Annotated in this window: 17 protein-coding genes; 10 read left to right on the top strand and 7 right to left on the bottom strand. The window is 56.3% G+C overall.

Annotated features, from left to right (window positions below; all coding sequences use genetic code 11):
* Positions 1-258: 258 nt before the first annotated feature.
* The 6 genes from ACMV5H_RS02390 to kdpE all read left to right on the top strand — a co-directional run bounded on the left by ACMV5H_RS02390 (position 259) and on the right by kdpE (position 8,197).
* The gene (locus ACMV5H_RS02390) at positions 259-348 is read left to right on the top strand and encodes a K(+)-transporting ATPase subunit F (protein ID WP_037375124.1); all 90 of its coding nucleotides are present in this window, start codon (positions 259-261) and stop codon (positions 346-348) included.
* Positions 348-2,036, top strand: a complete 1,689-nt coding sequence (gene kdpA, locus ACMV5H_RS02385) for a potassium-transporting ATPase subunit KdpA (RefSeq protein ID WP_115158770.1) — start codon at positions 348-350, stop codon at positions 2,034-2,036. Before ACMV5H_RS02390 ends, kdpA begins: the two co-directional genes overlap by 1 nt.
* 25 nt (positions 2,037-2,061) lie before the next feature.
* A complete protein-coding gene (gene kdpB / locus ACMV5H_RS02380) occupies positions 2,062-4,131 on the top strand; it encodes a potassium-transporting ATPase subunit KdpB (protein ID WP_021805289.1) in 2,070 nt (689 codons plus the stop codon).
* Between the two features lie 18 nt (positions 4,132-4,149).
* On the top strand, positions 4,150-4,719 hold the full coding sequence (gene kdpC, locus ACMV5H_RS02375; protein WP_414821450.1) for a potassium-transporting ATPase subunit KdpC: 570 nt from the start codon (positions 4,150-4,152) through the stop codon (positions 4,717-4,719).
* Between the two features lie 76 nt (positions 4,720-4,795).
* Complete coding sequence (kdpD, locus tag ACMV5H_RS02370) at positions 4,796-7,489, top strand: two-component system sensor histidine kinase KdpD (protein WP_115158769.1); 2,694 nt, start codon at positions 4,796-4,798, stop codon at positions 7,487-7,489.
* A gap of 18 nt (positions 7,490-7,507) precedes the next feature.
* Entirely contained in the window at positions 7,508-8,197 is a 690-nt protein-coding gene (gene kdpE / locus ACMV5H_RS02365; RefSeq protein ID WP_021805292.1) for a two-component system response regulator KdpE, read from the top strand.
* Here the strand turns inward: kdpE and ACMV5H_RS02360 are convergent.
* From ACMV5H_RS02360 to seqA, 4 genes are all read right to left on the bottom strand, one after another.
* On the bottom strand, positions 8,194-8,502 hold the full coding sequence (locus ACMV5H_RS02360) for a DUF3861 domain-containing protein (protein WP_414821397.1): 309 nt from the start codon (positions 8,500-8,502) through the stop codon (positions 8,194-8,196). The genes kdpE and ACMV5H_RS02360 overlap by 4 nt on opposite strands.
* On the bottom strand, positions 8,502-9,140 hold the full coding sequence (locus ACMV5H_RS02355; protein WP_373368194.1) for a PadR family transcriptional regulator: 639 nt from the start codon (positions 9,138-9,140) through the stop codon (positions 8,502-8,504). The genes ACMV5H_RS02360 and ACMV5H_RS02355 overlap by 1 nt, the downstream gene beginning before the upstream one ends.
* A 190-nt stretch (positions 9,141-9,330) precedes the next feature.
* On the bottom strand, positions 9,331-10,974 hold the full coding sequence (pgm, locus tag ACMV5H_RS02350; protein WP_071682262.1) for a phosphoglucomutase (alpha-D-glucose-1,6-bisphosphate-dependent): 1,644 nt from the start codon (positions 10,972-10,974) through the stop codon (positions 9,331-9,333).
* Positions 10,975-11,051: 77 nt separating this feature from the next.
* Positions 11,052-11,594: a replication initiation negative regulator SeqA gene (gene seqA / locus ACMV5H_RS02345; RefSeq protein WP_414821396.1), complete on the bottom strand. Its 543-nt coding sequence runs from the start codon at positions 11,592-11,594 to the stop codon at positions 11,052-11,054.
* Between the two features lie 241 nt (positions 11,595-11,835).
* On the opposite strand from seqA, the gene ybfF reads away from it, so the two are divergent.
* The 4 genes from ybfF to fur all read left to right on the top strand — a co-directional run bounded on the left by ybfF (position 11,836) and on the right by fur (position 14,668).
* On the top strand, positions 11,836-12,618 hold the full coding sequence (ybfF, locus tag ACMV5H_RS02340) for an esterase (protein WP_414821395.1): 783 nt from the start codon (positions 11,836-11,838) through the stop codon (positions 12,616-12,618).
* A gap of 247 nt (positions 12,619-12,865) precedes the next feature.
* A complete protein-coding gene (gene ybfE / locus ACMV5H_RS02335; protein WP_021805298.1) occupies positions 12,866-13,153 on the top strand; it encodes a LexA regulated protein in 288 nt (95 codons plus the stop codon).
* A gap of 203 nt (positions 13,154-13,356) precedes the next feature.
* Complete coding sequence (fldA, locus tag ACMV5H_RS02330; protein ID WP_414821394.1) at positions 13,357-13,896, top strand: flavodoxin FldA; 540 nt, start codon at positions 13,357-13,359, stop codon at positions 13,894-13,896.
* Between the two features lie 325 nt (positions 13,897-14,221).
* Complete coding sequence (fur, locus tag ACMV5H_RS02325; RefSeq protein WP_021805300.1) at positions 14,222-14,668, top strand: ferric iron uptake transcriptional regulator; 447 nt, start codon at positions 14,222-14,224, stop codon at positions 14,666-14,668.
* 182 nt (positions 14,669-14,850) lie between these two features.
* On the opposite strand, the gene ACMV5H_RS02320 is transcribed toward fur, so the two are convergent.
* The 3 genes from ACMV5H_RS02320 to chiP are packed head-to-tail and all read right to left on the bottom strand — an operon-like array spanning position 14,851 to position 19,299.
* On the bottom strand, positions 14,851-17,514 hold the full coding sequence (locus ACMV5H_RS02320) for a beta-N-acetylhexosaminidase (protein ID WP_209530131.1): 2,664 nt from the start codon (positions 17,512-17,514) through the stop codon (positions 14,851-14,853).
* An 18-nt stretch (positions 17,515-17,532) separates the two neighbouring features.
* The gene (chiQ, locus tag ACMV5H_RS02315; RefSeq protein ID WP_021805302.1) at positions 17,533-17,859 is read right to left on the bottom strand and encodes a ChiQ/YbfN family lipoprotein; all 327 of its coding nucleotides are present in this window, start codon (positions 17,857-17,859) and stop codon (positions 17,533-17,535) included.
* 51 nt (positions 17,860-17,910) lie between these two features.
* On the bottom strand, positions 17,911-19,299 hold the full coding sequence (gene chiP / locus ACMV5H_RS02310) for a chitoporin ChiP (protein WP_021805303.1): 1,389 nt from the start codon (positions 19,297-19,299) through the stop codon (positions 17,911-17,913).
* Between the last annotated feature and the right edge of the window lie 15 nt (positions 19,300-19,314).

Raw genomic sequence — 19,314 nt, 5'->3', positions numbered from 1 at the left:
ATTTTGTTACATCAAGGTTAATAACTAACTTAACATTAGTTACATTGTGGTTTCTTGGCGTTGCTGGGATCATTTAACGGATTTTTACGCCAACAACCCATCCGCCCACGCCCTTCCTGCGTATAAAACCGCCAATTTCTGCCGTTATTTCAATCATTTTTATACTTTTTTTACACCCGGCCCCGCTATTTTTTCATCTTCTTTCTACTGCCCTCCCTACACTCAGGCTATCAAAAACAACACCTCTGGAGGTGTCCCGTGAGTTTCAGCGTTATTGGTGGTGCGCTGTTGGTTCTGCTGCTGTTGGGCTATCTGGTTTATGCCCTGTTTAATGCGGAGGACTTCTGATGGCAGCTTCAGCCTTCTTGTTGATCGCCAGCTTTGTGCTGGTGCTTCTGGTGCTGGCTCGTCCCCTGGGCAGCTTTATAGCTCGCCTGATCGAGGGAGAGCCACTACCGGTCCTGCGCCATGTGGAAGCAGCCGTCTGGCGTTGCTGCGGTAATGACACCGCCGAGATGACCTGGTGGCAATACGCACTGGCGATCCTGTGGTTCAATATCCTCGGTTTAGTGCTGCTGTTGGTACTGCTGATGGCACAGGGTTCCTTACCGCTCAACCCACAAGGGTTCCCCGGTTTATCTTGGGATCTGGCGTTCAATACCGCCGTCAGCTTCGTCACCAATACCAACTGGCAGGCCTACAGCGGGGAAAACACCCTCAGCTATCTCAGCCAGATGGCCGGGTTGACGGTGCAGAACTTCCTGTCTGCCGCCACCGGTATCGCCGTTGCCTTTGCCCTGATCCGGGCCTTTGCACGCCGTTCCAGCGCCACCATTGGTAACGCCTGGATCGATATCCTGCGCATTACCCTGTATGTGCTGTTGCCACTGTCTCTGTTGATCGCGCTGTTCTTCGTCAGCCAGGGGACGTTGCAGAACTTCCTGCCTTACCTGCATGTGACCACGCTGGAAGGGGCGCAGCAGACCTTGCCGATGGGACCCGTAGCCTCGCAGGAAGCGATCAAGATGCTCGGCACTAACGGGGGCGGCTTCTTCGGTGCCAACTCGGCGCATCCGTTTGAAAACCCAACCGTATTGACCAACTTTGTGCAGATGCTGGCGATCTTCCTGATCCCTTGTGCCCTGTGCTTCGCCTTTGGTCAGGTGGCCGGTGAAAACCGCCAGGGTCACGCGCTGATCTGGGCCATGGCACTGATCTTTATCGTTGCGGTGATCGTGGTGATGAACGCTGAGCTGGCTGGCAACCCACATCTGAGCGCGCTTGGCAGTAGCAGCAACATCAATATGGAAGGTAAAGAGTCCCGCTTTGGCATTCTCGCCAGCAGCATGTTCTCGGTGGTGACCACTGCGGCCTCCTGCGGTGCCGTCAACGCCATGCATGACTCCTTTACCGCGCTGGGTGGCATGGTGCCGATGTGGCTGATGCAGATTGGCGAGGTCGTGTTCGGCGGCGTCGGTTCCGGCCTGTACGGCATGCTGCTGTTCGTGCTGCTGACGGTATTTATCGCCGGGCTGATGATTGGCCGCACGCCGGAATATCTCGGTAAGAAGATCGATGTCTATGACATGAAGATGACCGCGCTGGCAATCCTGGTGACGCCGACCTTGGTACTGCTGGGCACCGCGTTGGCGATTGCTACCGACGCCGGCCGTGCTGGCATCCTCAATCCAGGGGCGCATGGCTTCAGTGAAGTGCTGTATGCCTTCTCTTCGGCAGCCAACAACAACGGTAGCGCCTTTGCTGGCCTGAGCGTCAACACGCCGTTCTACAACCTGCTGCTGGCCTTGGCGATGTTTGTTGGCCGCTTCGGGGTGATCCTGCCGGTGCTGGCCATTGCGGGTTCGCTGTGTGTCAAAAAACGCCAACCGACGGGCAACGGCACGCTGCCAACCTACGGGCCACTGTTTATCGGCCTGTTGGTCGGCACCATCCTGCTGGTGGGTGCCTTGACCTTCGTTCCTGCACTGGCGCTAGGCCCGGTAGCCGAACATTTACAACTGTGGTTGGCCAATTAACAGTCATAACAGAGAGAAGAACAAGATGACTCGCAAACAACGCGCACTGTTTGAACCGGCACTGATGCGTACCGCGCTGATCGATGCGGTGAAAAAGCTGGACCCACGCGTTCAGTGGCGTAACCCGGTGATGTTCGTGGTGTACCTCGGCAGTATCCTGACTTCGGTCATTTGGCTGGTGGTGCTTTCAGGCAACGCCGAAGGTAGCGCGACCTTTACCGGCAGCATCGCCATGTGGCTGTGGTTTACCGTGCTGTTCGCCAACTTCGCCGAGGCGCTAGCGGAAGGACGCAGCAAGGCTCAGGCAGAAAGCCTGAAGGGCACCAAGAAAACCAGTTGGGCAAAGAAACTCGCCACGCCGAAGCGTGATGGCGCTACCGAGAAAGTCTCGGCCGAGAGCCTGCGTAAAGGGGATATCGTGCTGGTGGAAGCCGGTGACACCATCCCTTGCGATGGCGAAGTGCTGGAAGGCGGCGCCTCGGTCGATGAAAGCGCCATCACCGGTGAATCTGCACCGGTGATCCGTGAATCCGGTGGTGACTTCTCCTCCGTGACCGGCGGGACACGTATCCTGTCCGACTGGCTGGTGGTGCAGTGTAGCGTCAACCCGGGGGAAACCTTCCTCGATCGCATGATCGCGATGGTCGAAGGTGCCAAACGCCGTAAAACCCCAAACGAAGTGGCACTGACCATTTTGCTGGTGGCGTTGACTATCGTGTTCGTACTGGCGACCGCTACCCTGTTCCCTTACTCTCAATACAGCGTGGAAGCCGCAGGCAGCGGCAGCATAGTGTCGATCACCGTGTTGGTAGCCTTGCTGGTCTGCCTGATCCCGACCACCATTGGTGGGCTGCTGTCCGCTATCGGCGTCGCCGGGATGAGCCGTATGCTGGGTGCCAACGTGATCGCCACCAGCGGGCGCGCCGTTGAGGCCGCCGGTGACGTTGACGTATTGCTGTTGGATAAGACCGGCACCATCACCCTAGGTAACCGTCAGGCGTCCGAATTCCTGCCGGCACCTGGGGTAAAAGAGCAAGAGCTGGCCGATGCCGCCCAACTCTCTTCGCTGGCCGATGAAACGCCGGAAGGCCGCAGTATCGTGGTGCTGGCCAAGCAGCGCTTCAACCTGCGCGAACGTGATTTGCAGGCGTTGAACGCCACCTTCGTGCCTTTCTCTGCGCAAACCCGCATGAGCGGCGTCAACGTACAGGACCGGATGATCCGTAAAGGGGCTGTGGATGCCATTCGCCGCCACGTGGAATCCAACAATGGCCACTTCCCACGTGCGGTAGATGAGTTGGTGGAAAGCGTCGCTCGTACCGGCGGTACGCCGTTGGTGGTCGCCGAAGGGCCACGCGTATTAGGGGTGGTGGCGCTGAAAGACATCGTCAAAGGCGGGATTAAAGAACGCTTTGCCGAATTGCGCAAGATGGGCATCAAGACGGTGATGATCACCGGGGATAACCGCCTGACCGCCGCCGCCATTGCAGCTGAAGCCGGTGTGGATGACTTCCTCTCGGAAGCCACGCCAGAGGCCAAACTGGCGCTGATCCGTCAGTATCAGGCGGAAGGACGCCTGGTTGCGATGACCGGCGACGGCACCAACGACGCTCCTGCACTGGCGCAGGCCGACGTGGCAGTTGCCATGAACTCGGGGACGCAGGCGGCCAAGGAAGCGGGCAACATGGTCGATCTCGACTCCAACCCGACCAAGCTGATCGAAGTGGTGCATATCGGCAAGCAGATGCTGATGACGCGCGGTTCACTGACCACCTTCAGTATCGCCAACGACGTAGCGAAGTACTTTGCCATTATCCCGGCGGCTTTCGCGGCAACCTATCCGCAGTTGAATGCGCTGAACGTGATGCAACTGCACTCCCCCGCCTCGGCGATTATGTCGGCGGTGATCTTCAACGCTCTGGTGATCGTCTTCCTGATCCCACTGGCGTTAAAAGGGGTGAGCTATAAGGCAATGAGCGCCGCTGCACTGCTGCGCCGTAACCTGTGGCTGTATGGTGTGGGTGGCCTGCTGGTGCCGTTCGTGGGCATCAAACTGATCGACCTGCTGTTAACTGCGCTGAATATGGCCGGCTAAGAATACGGGGAATTTATGATGTCTTATTTACGTCCTTCTTTGGTTATGCTGATCCTGCTGACGGCGATCACCGGTATCGCTTACCCTTTGCTCACCACCGGTCTGTCGCAACTGCTGTTCAGCGGTACGGCCAATGGATCGCTTCTCTATCAAGGGGATAAAGCAGTCGGCTCGGCGTTGATTGGCCAGAACTTCACCCAACCGGGGTATTTCTGGGGCCGCCCTTCTGCCACCAGTGATTCAGCTTATAATGCGTTGGCATCCGGCGGCAGCAATCTGGCCGCCACCAACCCGACGCTGGATAAAGCGATCGGCGAGCGGGTAACGCAGCTGCGCCAGGCCAACCCGGCGATGAGCGGGCCGATCCCGGTCGACCTGCTGACCGCTTCCGGCAGTGGTCTGGATCCACAGATTTCACTGGCCGCCGCCAAGTACCAGTTAGCACGTGTCGCCATCGCTCGTCAGTTGCCGCAGGAACAGATTGCCAAACTGATTGATGAAAACACCGATCGCGCCACGCCTAATTTTATGGGGGAATCGGTGGTCAACGTGCTGAAGCTGAATATGGCGCTGGATGCGTTGAAATAACTAAAGACGTGATAAAACGTCGCTAAAGGGTTCGGCATTGCCGAACCCGCTTTGCATGGGTAAACAAGGAACTCTGATGGTGGATGACGAACTGCAACGCCCCGATCCAGACAGCCTGCTGGCGTTAGCCAATGAAAAGCCACGCGGCAAACTGAAAGTCTTCTTCGGGGCCTGCGCCGGGGTAGGTAAAACCTACGCCATGTTGCAGGAGGCCCAGCGGCAACGGGCACAGGGGCTAGACGTGCTCATTGGCGTGGTGGAAACCCACGGCCGCCAGGAAACGGCGGCGTTACTGCAAGGGCTGTCGATCCTGCCAGCAAAACGCATCCAACATCGTGGCCGGTTGCTGCAGGAATTCGATCTCGATGCCGCTTTGGCACGCCATCCGGCTCTGATCCTGATGGATGAGCTGGCGCACAGTAACGCCCAAGGGTCACGCCATCCGAAACGTTGGCAGGATGTGGACGAACTGCTGGATGCCGGTATCGATGTGTTGACCACGGTAAACGTCCAGCATTTGGAAAGTCTGAACGACGTCGTCGGCGGCATTACCGGAGTACGGGTCAGGGAAACCGTGCCTGACCACGTGTTTGACGAAGCGACCGAAGTGGTATTGGTGGACCTGCCCCCTGACGATCTGCGCCAACGGCTCAACGAAGGCAAGGTCTATATCCCCGGCCAGGCCGAACGCGCCATCGAGCATTTCTTCCGAAAGGGTAACCTGATCGCCCTGCGTGAGCTGGCACTACGCCGCACCGCCGACCGCGTTGACGACCAAATGCGGGCCTTCCGCGATAACCAGGGGCGTGAAAAAGTCTGGCATACCCGGGACAGCATCCTGCTATGCGTCGGCCATAACAGCGGTAGCGAAAAGCTGGTGCGTATCGCTGCAAGGCTCGCGGCACGCCTTGGTTGCCACTGGCATGCCGTGTATGTCGAAACCCCCAAGCTGCACCGCCTGCCGGAAAACCAACGGCGATCCATCCTGCGTGCCTTGCGGCTGGCGCAAGAATTAGGGGCTGAAACCGCCACCCTTTCCGATCCTTCAGAAGAACGCGCGGTATTACGTTATGCCAGGGAACATAACCTGGGCAAAATCATTATTGGCCGCCGTGGCGAACAGCGCTGGAAGCTGCGCGGCAGCTTTGCCGATCGTCTTGGTCAGCTTGGGCCGGATCTCGACCTGGTGATTGTTGCGCTGGAAAACGATACGCCGCAGCCACAAGCCAAAGAGCACGATAACCGCGCCTTTAGCGAAAAATGGCGATTCCAGCTGCGGGGCTGCGCCGTTGCCGTGGCTTTGTGCGCGATCATCACGCTGCTGTCGCAATGGTTACTGCCGGGCTTTGATTCGGCCAACCTGGTGATGGTTTATCTGCTGGGCGTGGCGATTATCGCCCTGTTCTTTGGCCGCTGGCCTTCGGTGCTGGCCGCAGTGATCAACGTCGCCAGCTTCGATTTGTTCTTCGTGCAGCCCGAATGGTCGTTCGCCGTCAGTGATATGCAATACCTGCTGACTTTTGCCGTGATGCTGATTGTCGGTATCACCATTGGTAATCTGACCGCCGGGGTGCGTTATCAGGCCCGGGTGGCACGCTATCGCGAACAACGGGCGCGCCATTTATATGAGATGTCCCGTGGGCTCAGCCAGGCGTTGAGCAGAGAAGATATTGCCAAAACCAGCCGTCATTTTATCTCCAGCAGCTTCCAGGCCAAAACCGTGCTGCTGCTACCACAGGAAGATGGCTCCCTGCAACAGATGGTGGGTGAGGAAGGTGGCTTGCTGTCGGTAGATGAAGCCATCGCCCGCTGGAGCTATGGCAAAGGCTTACCCGCCGGGGCCGGTACCGACACCCTGCCCGGCGTGCCATACCAACTGCTGCCGCTCAGCACCTCCAAACAGACCTTTGGCCTGCTGGCGATTGAACCGAACAATCTGCGTCAGTTGATGGTGCCGGAGCAACAGCGGCTGTTACAGACCTTTGCGGTGCTGATCGCTAGCGCGCTGGAGCGCCTGCATCTGGCCCGCAGTGCCGAAGAGGCCAAGCTGGATGCCGAACGCGAACAGCTACGTAACTCGCTGCTGGCCGCCCTCTCTCACGATCTGCGTACTCCGCTTACCGTGCTGTTTGGTCAGGCAGAGATCCTGACGCTGGATCTGGCCACCGAAGGCTCCAGCCACGCCCCACAGGCCAGCCAAATCCGCCAGCAGGTACTCAGTACCACCCGCCTGGTAAACAATCTGCTGGATATGGCGCGCATTCAGTCCGGCGGTTTTAACCTGCGCAAAGAGTGGCAATCGCTGGAAGAGATCGTCGGCGCCTCGCTGCATATGCTGGAACCGCTGCTGATATTGCACGAGATCAAGGTGGAGTTGCCGTCAGAGATGGTACTGATCAACTGCGATGGCAGCCTGTTAGAGCGGGTGTTCACCAACCTGGTGGAAAATGCCAATAAATATGCCGGTGCCGATGCTATCATCGGGATCCGCGCCCACGCAGTTAAGGACTGGTTGGAAGTGGAGGTTTGGGATAATGGCCCCGGCATACCGGAGGAACAGACCCAACTGATATTTGACAAGTTCTCCCGTGGTAATAAAGAGTCGGCGATCCCCGGCGTCGGTTTGGGGTTAGCGATTTGTCGTGCCATTATTGAAGTACACGGCGGCCGCATCTGGGCGGAGAACCGCGCCGAAGGCGGAGCCAGCTTCCACTTTATGCTGCCGTTGGAAAAGCCACCCGAACTGGATGGAACAGATTTTGACTTATAACCCAAGAGTAGAGGCCCCGTGACCACATCGCCGACTAACATTCTGATTGTGGAAGACGAGAAAGAGATCCGTCGCTTCGTGCGCACCGCGCTGGAGAGCGAAGGGTTACGGGTGTTTGAAAGTGAAACCTTGCAGCGTGGGCTGATAGAGGCCGGCACGCGCAAGCCGGATCTGATCATTCTTGATTTGGGGTTACCCGATGGCGACGGGCTGGACTACATTCGCGATCTGCGCCAATGGAGCGCGGTGCCGGTGATTGTCCTTTCCGCACGCCATGCCGAAGAGGACAAGATTGCCGCGCTGGATGCAGGTGCCGATGACTATCTCAGCAAGCCGTTCGGTATTGGTGAACTGCTGGCTCGGGTGCGGGTTGCGCTACGCCGCCACGCCAATAGCCAACAGGAAAGCCCACTGTTCAGCTTCTCCGATATCACCGTCGATCTGATCAACCGCAGCGTCTTGCGTAACGGTGAAGATCTGCATCTGACGCCCATCGAGTTCCGTTTACTGTCCGAGTTGCTGGCCAACTCTGGCAAGGTGATCACCCAGCGTCAGCTACTCAGCCACGTCTGGGGACCTAATTACGTCGAACACAGCCATTACCTGCGCATCTATATGGGCCATCTGCGGCAAAAGCTGGAAGCCGATCCGGCGCGGCCCAGGCATCTGCTCACTGAGACCGGCGTCGGCTATCGGTTTATGCCTTAATCCTGCGACGATGTGGGCCCTTTCTTCAGTCCGATCATAAACGCCTTAAACGAGTCACGCAGGGGCTCAAACAGCGGATGCTTGCGGTTTTCTATCATCACTTCTGAGAACAGCTTGAGCCCGACGGCAAAGGCCGCGCAGTTCTGTTCGCCAAAGTTCAGATCCTCTCGCCCTTGAATGCGCTCAACAATGGCCAGAATATCGTCGTGATTTTCTACCTCAAACACCAACTCCGGCTTGTCGACGGGTTCACCTTTACGGTCTGTCAGGGCTTCTACGGTAATGCGGAAACGGTGGCCTGGCATCAGTTATCCTCCTGTGGCTGTTTTGGCGATACCATTTCGGCTTCGATAGCCTCCACGGCGGTCAGCAGTGCCTGATTGATACGCCCGACCTGCTCCTGGGACAAATCCGCACGCATCATGTTGCCGCGCAGCAGATAGCGCAGGCGATTCATCACTTCGGAGATCCCTTCGGCTAGATTACCCTCATGGCGATGGTCTCGCCCCGCGCCAGCCAGGCGAGCAAAAATCACTTCGATGGCCGCCTGATGCTTTTGCAGTTCCTGCTTGCCGAGTTCGGTAATTTGGTAGCTCTTACGGCCATTGCCAGCCACCGCGGGTTCCAGGAAGTCTTGCTCTTCCAACAGCGTGAGGGTTGGGTAAATCACGCCTGGGCTTGGCACATACAGGCCTGAAGAAGCCTCTTCGATCGCCTTGATCAGTTCGTAGCCGTGGCTAGGTTTACGCTCTACCAGCGCCAGTAGCACCAGGCGCAGATCGCCGTGCTCAAACAGGCGATGACGCCCGCGCCCGCCCCGGCCATGTTCTTCACCACCACGGCCGTGTTCCCCGCGGCCAGCAAAATGATGACGGCCGCCACGGCGGTGGTGGCAATGCCCCTCTTCCCGCTGGTCGTGGTGACGTGTAAATCGATTAAACATCATGGTTGTTACCTCTTGATTGATGATATGAGCATCGATGCATTTAGATATATCTAAAATACGTCGATGGCTCTAATCTAGATCGATATATCTAAATGCGCAATAGGTAACCTGCAATTTAGATATATCTAAATTGCAGGCGTAAAAAAAGCGCTGTAAAAACAGCGCCTTTTCATTATCGAAAGAGAGATTACTTGGCTGAAGCTAACACTTCACTGACGATCTCGACCGCTTCATGCTCGATCTTTTCACGGTGCTCGGCACCCAGGAAGCTTTCGCAGTAGATCTTGTAAGCCTCTTCGGTACCCGATGGACGAGCGGCAAACCAGCCGTTGTCGGTCATCACTTTCAGGCCGCCGATAGATGCGCCGTTACCCGGAGCTGCAGTCAGACGCGCGGTGATAGGATCGCCCGCCAGAGTGCTGGCCTTGACCATTTCCGGAGACAGCTTGGACAACGCCGCTTTCTGTGCGGAGGTTGCCGGAGCCTGGATACGGTTGTAGCTTGGCGCACCGAAGCGTTTGGCCAGATCGTTATAGTGATGCTGCGGGTTTTCACCGGTGACTGCGGTGATCTCGGCCGCCAGCAGGCACATGATGATACCGTCTTTATCGGTAGACCAAGGCGTACCGTCAAAGCGCAGGAACGAAGCCCCGGCGCTCTCTTCGCCGCCGAAGCCGAAGCTACCGTCGAACAGGCCGTCAACAAACCATTTGAAACCGACCGGCACTTCCACCAGCTTGCGGCCCAAATCGGCCACTACGCGGTCAATCATCGCGCTGGAAACCAGCGTCTTACCGACGGCAACGTTGGCACCCCATTGCGGGCGATGCTGGAACAGGTAATTGATGGCAACGGCCAGGTAGTGGTTCGGGTTCATCAGGCCCGCAGGCGTGACGATACCGTGGCGGTCATAGTCCGGATCGTTGGCAAACGCCAGATCGAACTTGTCGCGCAGGGCCAGCAGGCCAGCCATTGCCGATTCGGACGAACAGTCCATGCGGATGATGCCGTCATGGTCGAGGTGCATAAAGCGGAAGGTCTGATCGATGGAGTCATTCACCAACGTCAGATCCAGCTTATAGTGCTCGGCAATGCGCTGCCAGTAGGCAATGCCGGAACCACCAAGCGGGTCGACGCCCAGCTTCAGGCCCGCACGCTGAATGGCTGGCATATCGACAATGTCCACCAGCCCTGCCACGTAAGGCTGCACCAGATCCTGCGCATGCAGATGGCCGCCAGTCCAGGCTTTATCCAGCGATTGACGCTGCACGCCCTGCAGCTTGAGGCTCAGCAGTTCGTTGGCACGCTTTTCAATCACGGAGGTCAGGTTGGTATCGGCTGGGCCACCGTTTGGCGGGTTATATTTGATGCCGCCGTCTTCAGGTGGGTTATGCGAAGGCGTAATCACGATGCCGTCTGCCTGCGCGCCCCCTTTACGGTTGAAGCACAAGATAGCATGTGACACGGCAGGGGTTGGCGTAAAGCCGTTGTTTTCCTGCACCACCACGTCAACGCCGTTGGCGGTCAGCACTTCCAGCACGGAAATAAAGGCGGGTTCGGACAGCGCATGGGTGTCTTTACCCACGTAGCAAGGGCCAGTGGTGCCCTGTTGACGACGCACTTCGGCAATGGCCTGAGCGATCGCCAGGATATGTGCTTCGTTAAAGCTCTGACGAAGCGCGCTGCCGCGATGCCCTGAGGTACCAAATTTCACCGCGTGTGCAGCATTACCGGCCTCGGGTTGCAGTACATAATACTGCGACGTCAGCTGGGCTACGTTGATCAAATCACTTTGCTGAGCGGGTTGCCCGGCACGTGGGTCATTAGCCATCGACTACTCCCTAAAATGCCAGTACTGTGGCCGGGCAATGAGTCGCTTACGGCCACCGTAACGGGCTGTTCGCTAAATTAGACGGTGCCGCAAACTTTCTCGATCAGTTCCGCAGGGAACTGCATGGCCTGCATGATGTGTTCGATCATGCTGCGTTTGCGGCCGGTGTTGGTATTGGTGATAACCCAGTAAGGCGTACCTGGCACATGCTTGGGCTTGGTATGCGTTCCGTTGGCCAGCAGCGTTTGCTGATCGCCAGCAAAATAGGTACGGGTACGGCCATGCAACGAATCCGTTGCCGCGGCAAAGCCCGCCGCATCGAGGGTGTACAAGGTGGAAAGTACCAGCATAAAACGATTTACAGCTTTGCTCTGTTCGGCATATTCGTCCGACAGCAGCAGCTCGCGCACCGCACGCACGCGATCGCGCGGACGCTGTGCTGCAACAGCAGCCGCTGACGGCTCTGCCTGGCCACTGGCAACCACAGGGGCCGTGCGCACAGGCTGGCCTTCTGTAAACTTCAACATACGCCGTAAAATATCAGACGCACTTTCACCGATATGTTGCGTGTGGCTGGCAATATAGCGGTAAAGTTCTTCGTCGACTTCAATAGTTTTCATCTTTATCCAGTACGTTTTTTCTACTTATGAACCTGAAGCCAATTGGTGCATTCAAGCCATGGGATTATAAGGTTAAAAGCGCGGGCGCGAACACTACAATGTTCTCCCAAACGGCAAAAGCAGACTTTAGCCAATCGCCTTGGCCGCCAACCCCTCACCATACCATGAAATATCGGCAAAATTCTGCGAACCAACCAATAATCTCTCTGGTCATGTTAACCTAACTCATTATCTCAAGATCATGAACTTCACCATGAAATTACATTATCAATTACTGGCCGCAGCGGCTGCCACGCCAGCGAGCCTACCGATCGTGCTGATCCACGGCCTGTTTGGCAATCTGGATAACCTGGGCGTACTGGCGCGCGACCTGAACCAGCAGCATACGGTGATCAAGGTCGATCTGCGCAATCACGGGCTGTCACCGCGTGCAGCGGAGATGACCTACCCGGCCATGGCGCAGGATCTGTTGACGCTGTTGGACGATTTGCAAATCGAGCGAGCCATCGTGATCGGCCACTCGATGGGCGGCAAGGCGGCAATGGCATTGACCGCGCTAGCCCCAGAGCGGATTGAACGGCTGGTAGCGATCGATATCGCCCCGGTGGATTACGACACCCGCCGCCATGACCAGATCTTTACCGCACTGCAAGCCGTCACCGATGCGGGTATCACCCAGCGTCAGCAGGCTGCACAGCTCATGCGAGCCACGCTGGATGAAGAAGGCGTGATCCAGTTTCTGCTGAAATCTTTCCATGCTGGCAGTTGGCGGTTCAACCTGCCGGTGCTGATCGAGCAATATGAGAACATTATCGGCTGGCAAGAGGTTCCGCCCTGGCCACACCCGACGCTGTTTATCCGTGGCGGCCTCTCACCTTACGTGCAGGATAGCTACCGCGATGACATCGCCCGCCAGTTCCCGCAGGCACGCGCCTATGTGGTTACAGGCACCGGCCACTGGGTCCATGCAGAGAAGCCGGACGCCGTATTACGGGCAATTCACCGTTTTATTGACCAGCCCTAAGCTCAAGTGGCGAAAAAACGCGCTAGAGAGAATAGCTTAGCGCGTTTGTAGCTAAGTTAGGCATTGTCGTCGCTCCATCTGCTGGGGTAATATGGCGCGCTATAATTTTGCCACCCTGTCCAGGTGTGAAGCTGCGCTTGGCTGGGGGTGAATTTGGGTTAGGGTTTATTGGCCCGAATTGTGTAAATCGAACCGTCTGGAAGCGTAAACCGCTTTTTGATGCAAACTCCCTTGCAGTAGCGCAACAATGGCAAAAGAACAAACGGATCGCACGACGCTGGATCTGTTCGCAGATGAACGCCGTCCAGGGCGCCCGAAAACCAACCCTCTTTCCCGTGATGAACAGCTTAGAATTAATAAGCGTAATCAGCTACGACGGGACAAAGTGCGTGGATTACGGCGTGTGGAGCTGAAAATCAACGCAGACGCGGTAGATGCTCTCAACAAACTGGCCGACCAGCGCAATATCAGCCGCAGCGAATTGATCGAACAAATGCTGTTGGCCCAACTGGCAGAAGAACAGCCAGAACACTGATCTCTGCCGCCGCACGCGCGGCACGGCGTTAAGGATGACGCCAGATCGGTTCCACCTCCGCAGAGGCATCGCATAAACGCGATAAAACCTCAGGGCAAATTTCTGGCATGATACGCATTTACGGCTGAGCAAGCCTGCCCTTGGCAGCGCCTCAGGCCGCGTTTACGCAACACATTCATTTGAATTAAAAGGTTATCTTTACTATGGCTCATGTAGGCATTTTCTTTGGCAGCGACACTGGCAATACCGAAAACATTGCCAAGATGATCCAAAAGACGCTTCAGCAAAAATTCGGCAACGACGTGGCAGAAATCCACGACATCGCCAAAAGCAGCAAAGAAGATCTGGCAGCGTTTGATATCCTGCTGCTCGGTATCCCAACCTGGTACTATGGCGAAGCCCAGTGCGACTGGGATGATTTCTTCCCGACGCTGGAAGACATCGACTTTAACGGCAAGCTGGTGGCGCTGTTTGGCTGTGGCGATCAGGAAGACTACGCGGAATATTTCTGCGATGCGATGGGCACCATCCGCGACATCATTGAACCACGCGGTGCGGCCATCGTCGGCCACTGGCCAACCAAAGGCTACCATTTTGAAGCCTCCAAGGGTCTGGCTGATGATAATCACTTTGTCGGGCTGGCCATTGACGAAGATCGTCAACCTGAGCTGACCAACGAACGTGTAGACGCCTGGGTCAAGCAAATCAGTGAAGAGCTGAGCCTGGCCGAGATCGTCGGCTAAGCCTCTGCCCCGGCGGATACGTAGCACACAGTAAGGGCGCCGTAGAGCGCGCCCTTCTGTTATCGGCATCACGGATTAGAGCAATAGAAGCTACAAGTTTGTAACTTCCTACCTCGCCACGGTAGACTGAGATATCGGTTTATCCCATCCATCAAAGCTTTGCATGATTACCCTGTAAACGTGCAAAGATATGTTTGTTAACAACCGGCGGTTTCTATTTGCAGCAACCGGTTCTATAATGAGACGCAATTAACGCTTTGTGCCAACCGATGCCATAGGCGAGAACGCCTCAACTTGATTAGCATAGTAACAGGACTGAATCCGCATGACTGATAACAACTCCGCATTGAAGAAGGCTGGCTTAAAAGTCACTCTTCCGCGACTCAAAATCCTGGAAGTCTTGCAGGATCCGGCATGCCATCACGTCAGTGCGGAAGATCTGTACAAAAAACTGATAGATATGGGTGAAGAAATTGGCCTGGCCACGGTATACCGCGTGCTGAACCAGTTTGACGACGCAGGTATTGTGACCCGCCACAATTTTGAAGGTGGCAAGTCGGTTTTCGAACTGACTCAGCAGCACCACCACGATCACCTGATTTGCCTGGACTGCGGCAAAGTGATCGAGTTCAGCGACGAATCCATCGAAGTGCGTCAGCGCGATATCGCCAAGCAACACGGTATCAAGCTCACCAACCACAGCCTGTACCTGTACGGCCACTGTGAAACCGGTGATTGCCGCGAGAACGAAACGCTGCACAACAAGAACTGATCCTGGCCCGCCAGAACGCGAAAACCGCCTACACGGCGGTTTTTTTATGCCTAAATGACAGATAAAAAAATCCCCGGACAGGCCCGGGGAAAAATATCCACTCAATTATCACAATTGCAGTTTTCTCTCACCTCGCACTATCTCAGCCCACCTACCGACACGTAGGCGGGCGGAGTTCTCACTTACGCTTTTACTGGCTCGGCACGGCTGAAGCGTTTGCCATCCGGGCTAATCGCGCGGATTTGCACATCTCCCGCTACCGCAGGGCGCGCTTTATCGTCATAACGCTGCCACTGTTTGCCGCCGTCGGTGGAATATTCAATTCCCAGGCCAGGCAGAGCAATATTCGCCTCCAACTTGCCACCGATGATGCGTGCACCAGGGACCGGCAGGCGATAACTCACCCCCGCTTTATCCATCTTGGCCAGCTCACGTTGGCCAATCAGGTTGGCAAAGCGCAGCCAGTCCTTATCAAGGGTTTTGGTATCGACCTGATGGGTTTCGCCACCTTTGTACTCACGACCAGCTTTGTAATCCTGCTCCCAACTGGCGCGGTGCCATGCACGTTCTGCAAGCGACACGGCACGTGGGTAAATCATGTATTCCATCTGCTGGTCGGTACGCACCACTTCACTCCACAGTTGGGCGGAAAGACCGTATGCGCCCGGCCAAGGTTTATCGCTCTTGGCGGTGAAGTGGTTACCGTCACGGTCCACCGAAGTTTCGGCGTTCTGCGGCAGGTTATTCGGTGCAAAGCTGAAGATCTTCTGCTCGTCGCTGAAACGGGTGCCCCAGTAGTAACCGTGCTCGTCCGGGCTGACTTCATACGGGAAGTCCATATAGACGTAGTCCGGGTTAGAGATCACCACGTCATAGCCTTTGTTCGCCCAGTCGTTAGCCGAGTCGAAACCACCCCAGTACAGGGTATCCCAGAAGTTCACCGCCACATGGTTGGTCGCGAAGGCCTTCGAGTCTTTGGCATCTTTCAGGCCGTCCTGCCACGCCTGCATTCTGTCAATGCCGTGTGCTTTCACCAACTGGCTGACTTCCAGACCGAAGTAGCTTGGCAAGTGTTCCATATCTTCCACTTTGCCGTCTTTGATGATGGCCTGGCAAACCTGCGACTTGGCCCACGGCTTGTCTTCTTTGCTCAGATCGAGGATGCCCTTGCCCGCTTCCGGGTTTTTCACATCGGTATAGCCAGCACCCAGACGGATGTTCTTCGCTTCGTCCCCACCAAAGTGCCAGGTTTTCAGCGGCTGACCGGCCTCTTTGTGCATCTGGGCCACTTCGCCAATCACTTTGTCCACGAAGTTTTTGGACGAATCCAGGCATGGGTTCAGGTAGCTCTGACGGTTGAAGTACTGCACCGAGGTAGTGTTGGAGGTATCGGTCGGATCCACCAGGCGGAACTCGTTGGCCTCTTTCTCTTTCCCTTCGGCAAGCAGCTTCTTATAGCGAGCTTCCATGGAAATAATCGCCGCACGGGCGTGCGCCGGCATGTCGATCTCAGGGATCACTTCAATCTGGCGTGCCTGAGCATATTTAACGATGTCGATATAGTCCTGACGGGAGAAGAAGCCACCGTGCGGTGCCGGGCCAGAGCCATATTGTGGCATCAGGCAGGTGGTCTCGCTCAGGTCATGACAACGCTGGCCTCCCACTTCGGTCAACTCAGGCAGGCCAGGGATCTCAATGCGCCAACCTTCGTCATCGGTCAGGTGGAAGTGGAATTTGTTCAGCTTGTAGGCTGCCATTTGATCCAGCAGGCGTAATACGGCGTCTTTTTGGTGGAAGTTACGCGCCACGTCCAGGAAGATGCCGCGGTATTGGAAGCGCGGTGCATCTTTGGCATCCAGCGTCGCGATCTTCTTGCTGCCATCCGAAGGGATTAACGACAGGATGGATTGCAGACCATAGAACACCCCAGTCTGATCGAAACCGACGATCTCGGCACCTTTCTCGCCGATCTTCAGCTGGTAGGCACCAGGCACGGCCTGATCGCCTTTGAATGCCGCTGGCTTGATATCCGTCTTGATTGGATAACCGTTCGCCTGGCTCTCAATGCCCAGCAGTGCAAAACGCTCGGCTGCGGCATCTGCCGCTGGCTTGGTCAAGGCGCTCAGTTCCAGCGCCACGCCTTTGCTCAGGTCAATATCCTTAGCATGGACTTTAACTTCCATCGGGGTTGGGATGATTTGCCCACGCAGCGATGCCATCGGCAACACTTTCAGATCCTGGTTCTTGGTGAAGCGGCTTTCCGGCACCATCAGAATGTTGTTGTCATCCTTGGTACGCTTCCACTGGTCGCCGGTGAACGGGGCAACAAACTGGTGAACATCTTCCGTATCGGTATTCGACAGGATCTTCGGCTGAGCATCGCCGGAAGTGGCATACCAGCGCGGCAGGAAGTCGGTGCGGAACAGCTGCCAGTATTCAGCGATAATCGGGATTTCCACCGCCTGATTGGCCGGGAAGCTGGTGAATTTGTCCGTCGGTTCCAGCTTATACAGATCGCCGGTAATGTGGGTGATTTTGAACTGGTCGTTATCGACCTTCAGCGTCTGGCGCGGGCTGTGGAAATAGATCGCCCAGTCTTTATCTTTGATTTCCTGATTGCCGTTGGTCAAGGTGATCAGCACCTTGTGGCAGGACGCCCAGTCGGCACCCAGCTTGGCACAGTCTACGCCGTTCTCGGCGGCACGGTTGTCCAACATCTTCAGATTGACCTGCAACTGGCTGAGTTGATCAACCACCTGCTGGTTGGCCATGGCAGAACCCACGCTGCCCAATAACCCAACGGTAGCCGTCAGGGCGGCGAGAGCACTCATCTTAAACTTGTTCATCTGCAACCTCTTGCGTAATCAGTTGTTGTTAGCGCGAATTTCTTTCCACAGCTTGCCGCATTTGGCGTCATACGCCTGGCCATTGCCGGTATGGGCGGCCTGGATGCAGCTTTGGTAATCCAGCACCCGCACGGTTTCCTGCTCAGCGAACTGTTGGTGCTGTTTCTCTTGCTTCAACACGTTCAGCACCGCCTGGCAGGCCTGCAATTTCTCTGGTGAACCTTCCGCGGTATTGATACAGGCGCTGTAGGCTTGGCGCAGCTTGACGTCTTCCGGTGGCGCGGCCGACTGCGAGCAGGCGCTAAGCCCGGCAACCGCGACCATAATCAGCATCAGTTTTTTCATGGTTAAAGTCCTGTGGCATTTCCCCGGCAGCCTGGCCACCGGGGAGGCGCATTAGAAGATGGTGAACGGTGCGATAACGATGAATTTGACGTCTTTCTCATCCTGGAAGATGTTGCCGTAACCTCCGCCCCAGCTTGGGATATCGGAATGGTTGTCATACTGCGTGAAGTGCAGTTTGAACAGGGTGCCTTTGGCGCGCCCGTCCTGCATGGTGTACATCGCATCCAGGCTGTAAGCGCTCTCTCTCAGACGCTGGCTCTGATCGTATATCGGGTTGGTGCTTGGCTTGGCGTCCCAGGCGTAAACGTAGGAAGCGCCGACGGCCATGCCAGGCAGGTTCCAATTGCTGAGGTCATACATCACGCCACCGAACACGGCTTTTTCGCCGTTGGCGTTAAAGTCGGAGCGGTTATCCCACCAGATATCGAGGCGGCCGTTTGATGAGGCGTAGGTCGGGGTCATACGCTGCAGGAAGAAGCCTTGGTTACCTTCCGCCTTGACCATGGTGCCTTCCAGACGCCAGTTGAACTGGCCGGTGGTATAACCGAAGGTCAGCGCCTGCAACCATGCCAGACCATCATAGATGCTGTTCGGATCGCGATTATCACCGATGCGGTCTTCTGCGCCGTAGAACTGGTAGCTGGTGGTCATTGGGTTGCCAGCCAGGTCAAACTTGTAAGACGCCTTGGTGAAATACTGATTCACGTAGCCTTGCGCCTGGCCAAACGCGGCTTCCAGCACCAGGTCGTTTTTGAAATCGTATTTGGCACCCAGCGAGTGCAGGTAGGACACGTTGGTCTTGCGATCGTTCTGACGGAAATCGTCCATCTCGATGTGCCAAGGCGCCTTGTACTTGTTGGTCCACATGTAGGAGAAACTCAACGCACCTGAATCGCCATAGTCAAAGTTGGCACCGGCTTCAGCCCCCTGGTAGGTACCCGGCATAAAGCTCCAGTGCGGGGCCAGCAACGTTTGCCCGGTTGGCTGGATATAACCGGCACGCGCCCAGACCGGGCCATACTTGAACTTACCGGCCGCTTTATACAGGCTGATACCGCTTTTATCGCCGGAGTAATCTTCGTCATAGGTACGGTTACGGCTGGAGAACGCGATTTCGTTCGGGTGGCCACTCTCGCTGGATTCGGCCATTTCGATGGCGGTGAACGCCGCCACATCGAGACCAAACATGTCCGCCGCATAGCCGGAGGTGAAATCCAGGTTGGCGTTCCAGGTAGAGTGAGAGAGGTTGGTTTTAAAATCACCGGTTTCAACGTCTTTACGATCGCGTTGACGTTGCCAGTAATAGACCCCACCGGTCAGCGTAGAATCGTCGATAAACCCTTCCGCTTGCGCTTCTGGGGCCAGAACGAATCCGCTTCCTAATAGTGCACCCGCGACTGCGAGCGCCAGCGTTTTACGCTGAGCACCGTGCGTACCCATAAGAAAATTCCTCTT

The sequence above is a fragment of the Serratia sp. N21D137 genome (assembly GCF_047530005.1).
GTDB classification, from domain to species: Bacteria; Pseudomonadota; Gammaproteobacteria; order Enterobacterales; family Enterobacteriaceae; genus Chania; species Chania fonticola_B.
The sequence above is the reverse complement of the archived record's forward strand: the minus strand, read 5'-3'. Positions and strand labels throughout refer to the sequence as shown.

Excerpts from the sequence above, each read along its gene's own strand:
- kdpA (WP_115158770.1), top strand. The coding sequence starts at position 348 with ATGGCAGCTTCAGCCTTCTTGTTGATCGCCAGCTTTGTGCTGGTGCTT.
- kdpB (WP_021805289.1), top strand. The coding sequence starts at position 2,062 with ATGACTCGCAAACAACGCGCACTGTTTGAACCGGCACTGATGCGTACC.
- kdpC (WP_414821450.1), top strand. The coding sequence starts at position 4,150 with ATGTCTTATTTACGTCCTTCTTTGGTTATGCTGATCCTGCTGACGGCG.
- kdpD (WP_115158769.1), top strand. The coding sequence starts at position 4,796 with ATGGTGGATGACGAACTGCAACGCCCCGATCCAGACAGCCTGCTGGCG.
- ACMV5H_RS02360 (WP_414821397.1), bottom strand. The coding sequence starts at position 8,502 with ATGCCAGGCCACCGTTTCCGCATTACCGTAGAAGCCCTGACAGACCGT.
- ACMV5H_RS02355 (WP_373368194.1), bottom strand. The coding sequence starts at position 9,140 with ATGTTTAATCGATTTACACGTCACCACGACCAGCGGGAAGAGGGGCAT.
- pgm (WP_071682262.1), bottom strand. The coding sequence starts at position 10,974 with ATGGCTAATGACCCACGTGCCGGGCAACCCGCTCAGCAAAGTGATTTG.
- seqA (WP_414821396.1), bottom strand. The coding sequence starts at position 11,594 with ATGAAAACTATTGAAGTCGACGAAGAACTTTACCGCTATATTGCCAGC.
- ybfF (WP_414821395.1), top strand. The coding sequence starts at position 11,836 with ATGAACTTCACCATGAAATTACATTATCAATTACTGGCCGCAGCGGCT.
- ybfE (WP_021805298.1), top strand. The coding sequence starts at position 12,866 with ATGGCAAAAGAACAAACGGATCGCACGACGCTGGATCTGTTCGCAGAT.
- fldA (WP_414821394.1), top strand. The coding sequence starts at position 13,357 with ATGGCTCATGTAGGCATTTTCTTTGGCAGCGACACTGGCAATACCGAA.
- fur (WP_021805300.1), top strand. The coding sequence starts at position 14,222 with ATGACTGATAACAACTCCGCATTGAAGAAGGCTGGCTTAAAAGTCACT.
- ACMV5H_RS02320 (WP_209530131.1), bottom strand. The coding sequence starts at position 17,514 with ATGAACAAGTTTAAGATGAGTGCTCTCGCCGCCCTGACGGCTACCGTT.
- chiQ (WP_021805302.1), bottom strand. The coding sequence starts at position 17,859 with ATGAAAAAACTGATGCTGATTATGGTCGCGGTTGCCGGGCTTAGCGCC.
- chiP (WP_021805303.1), bottom strand. The coding sequence starts at position 19,299 with ATGGGTACGCACGGTGCTCAGCGTAAAACGCTGGCGCTCGCAGTCGCG.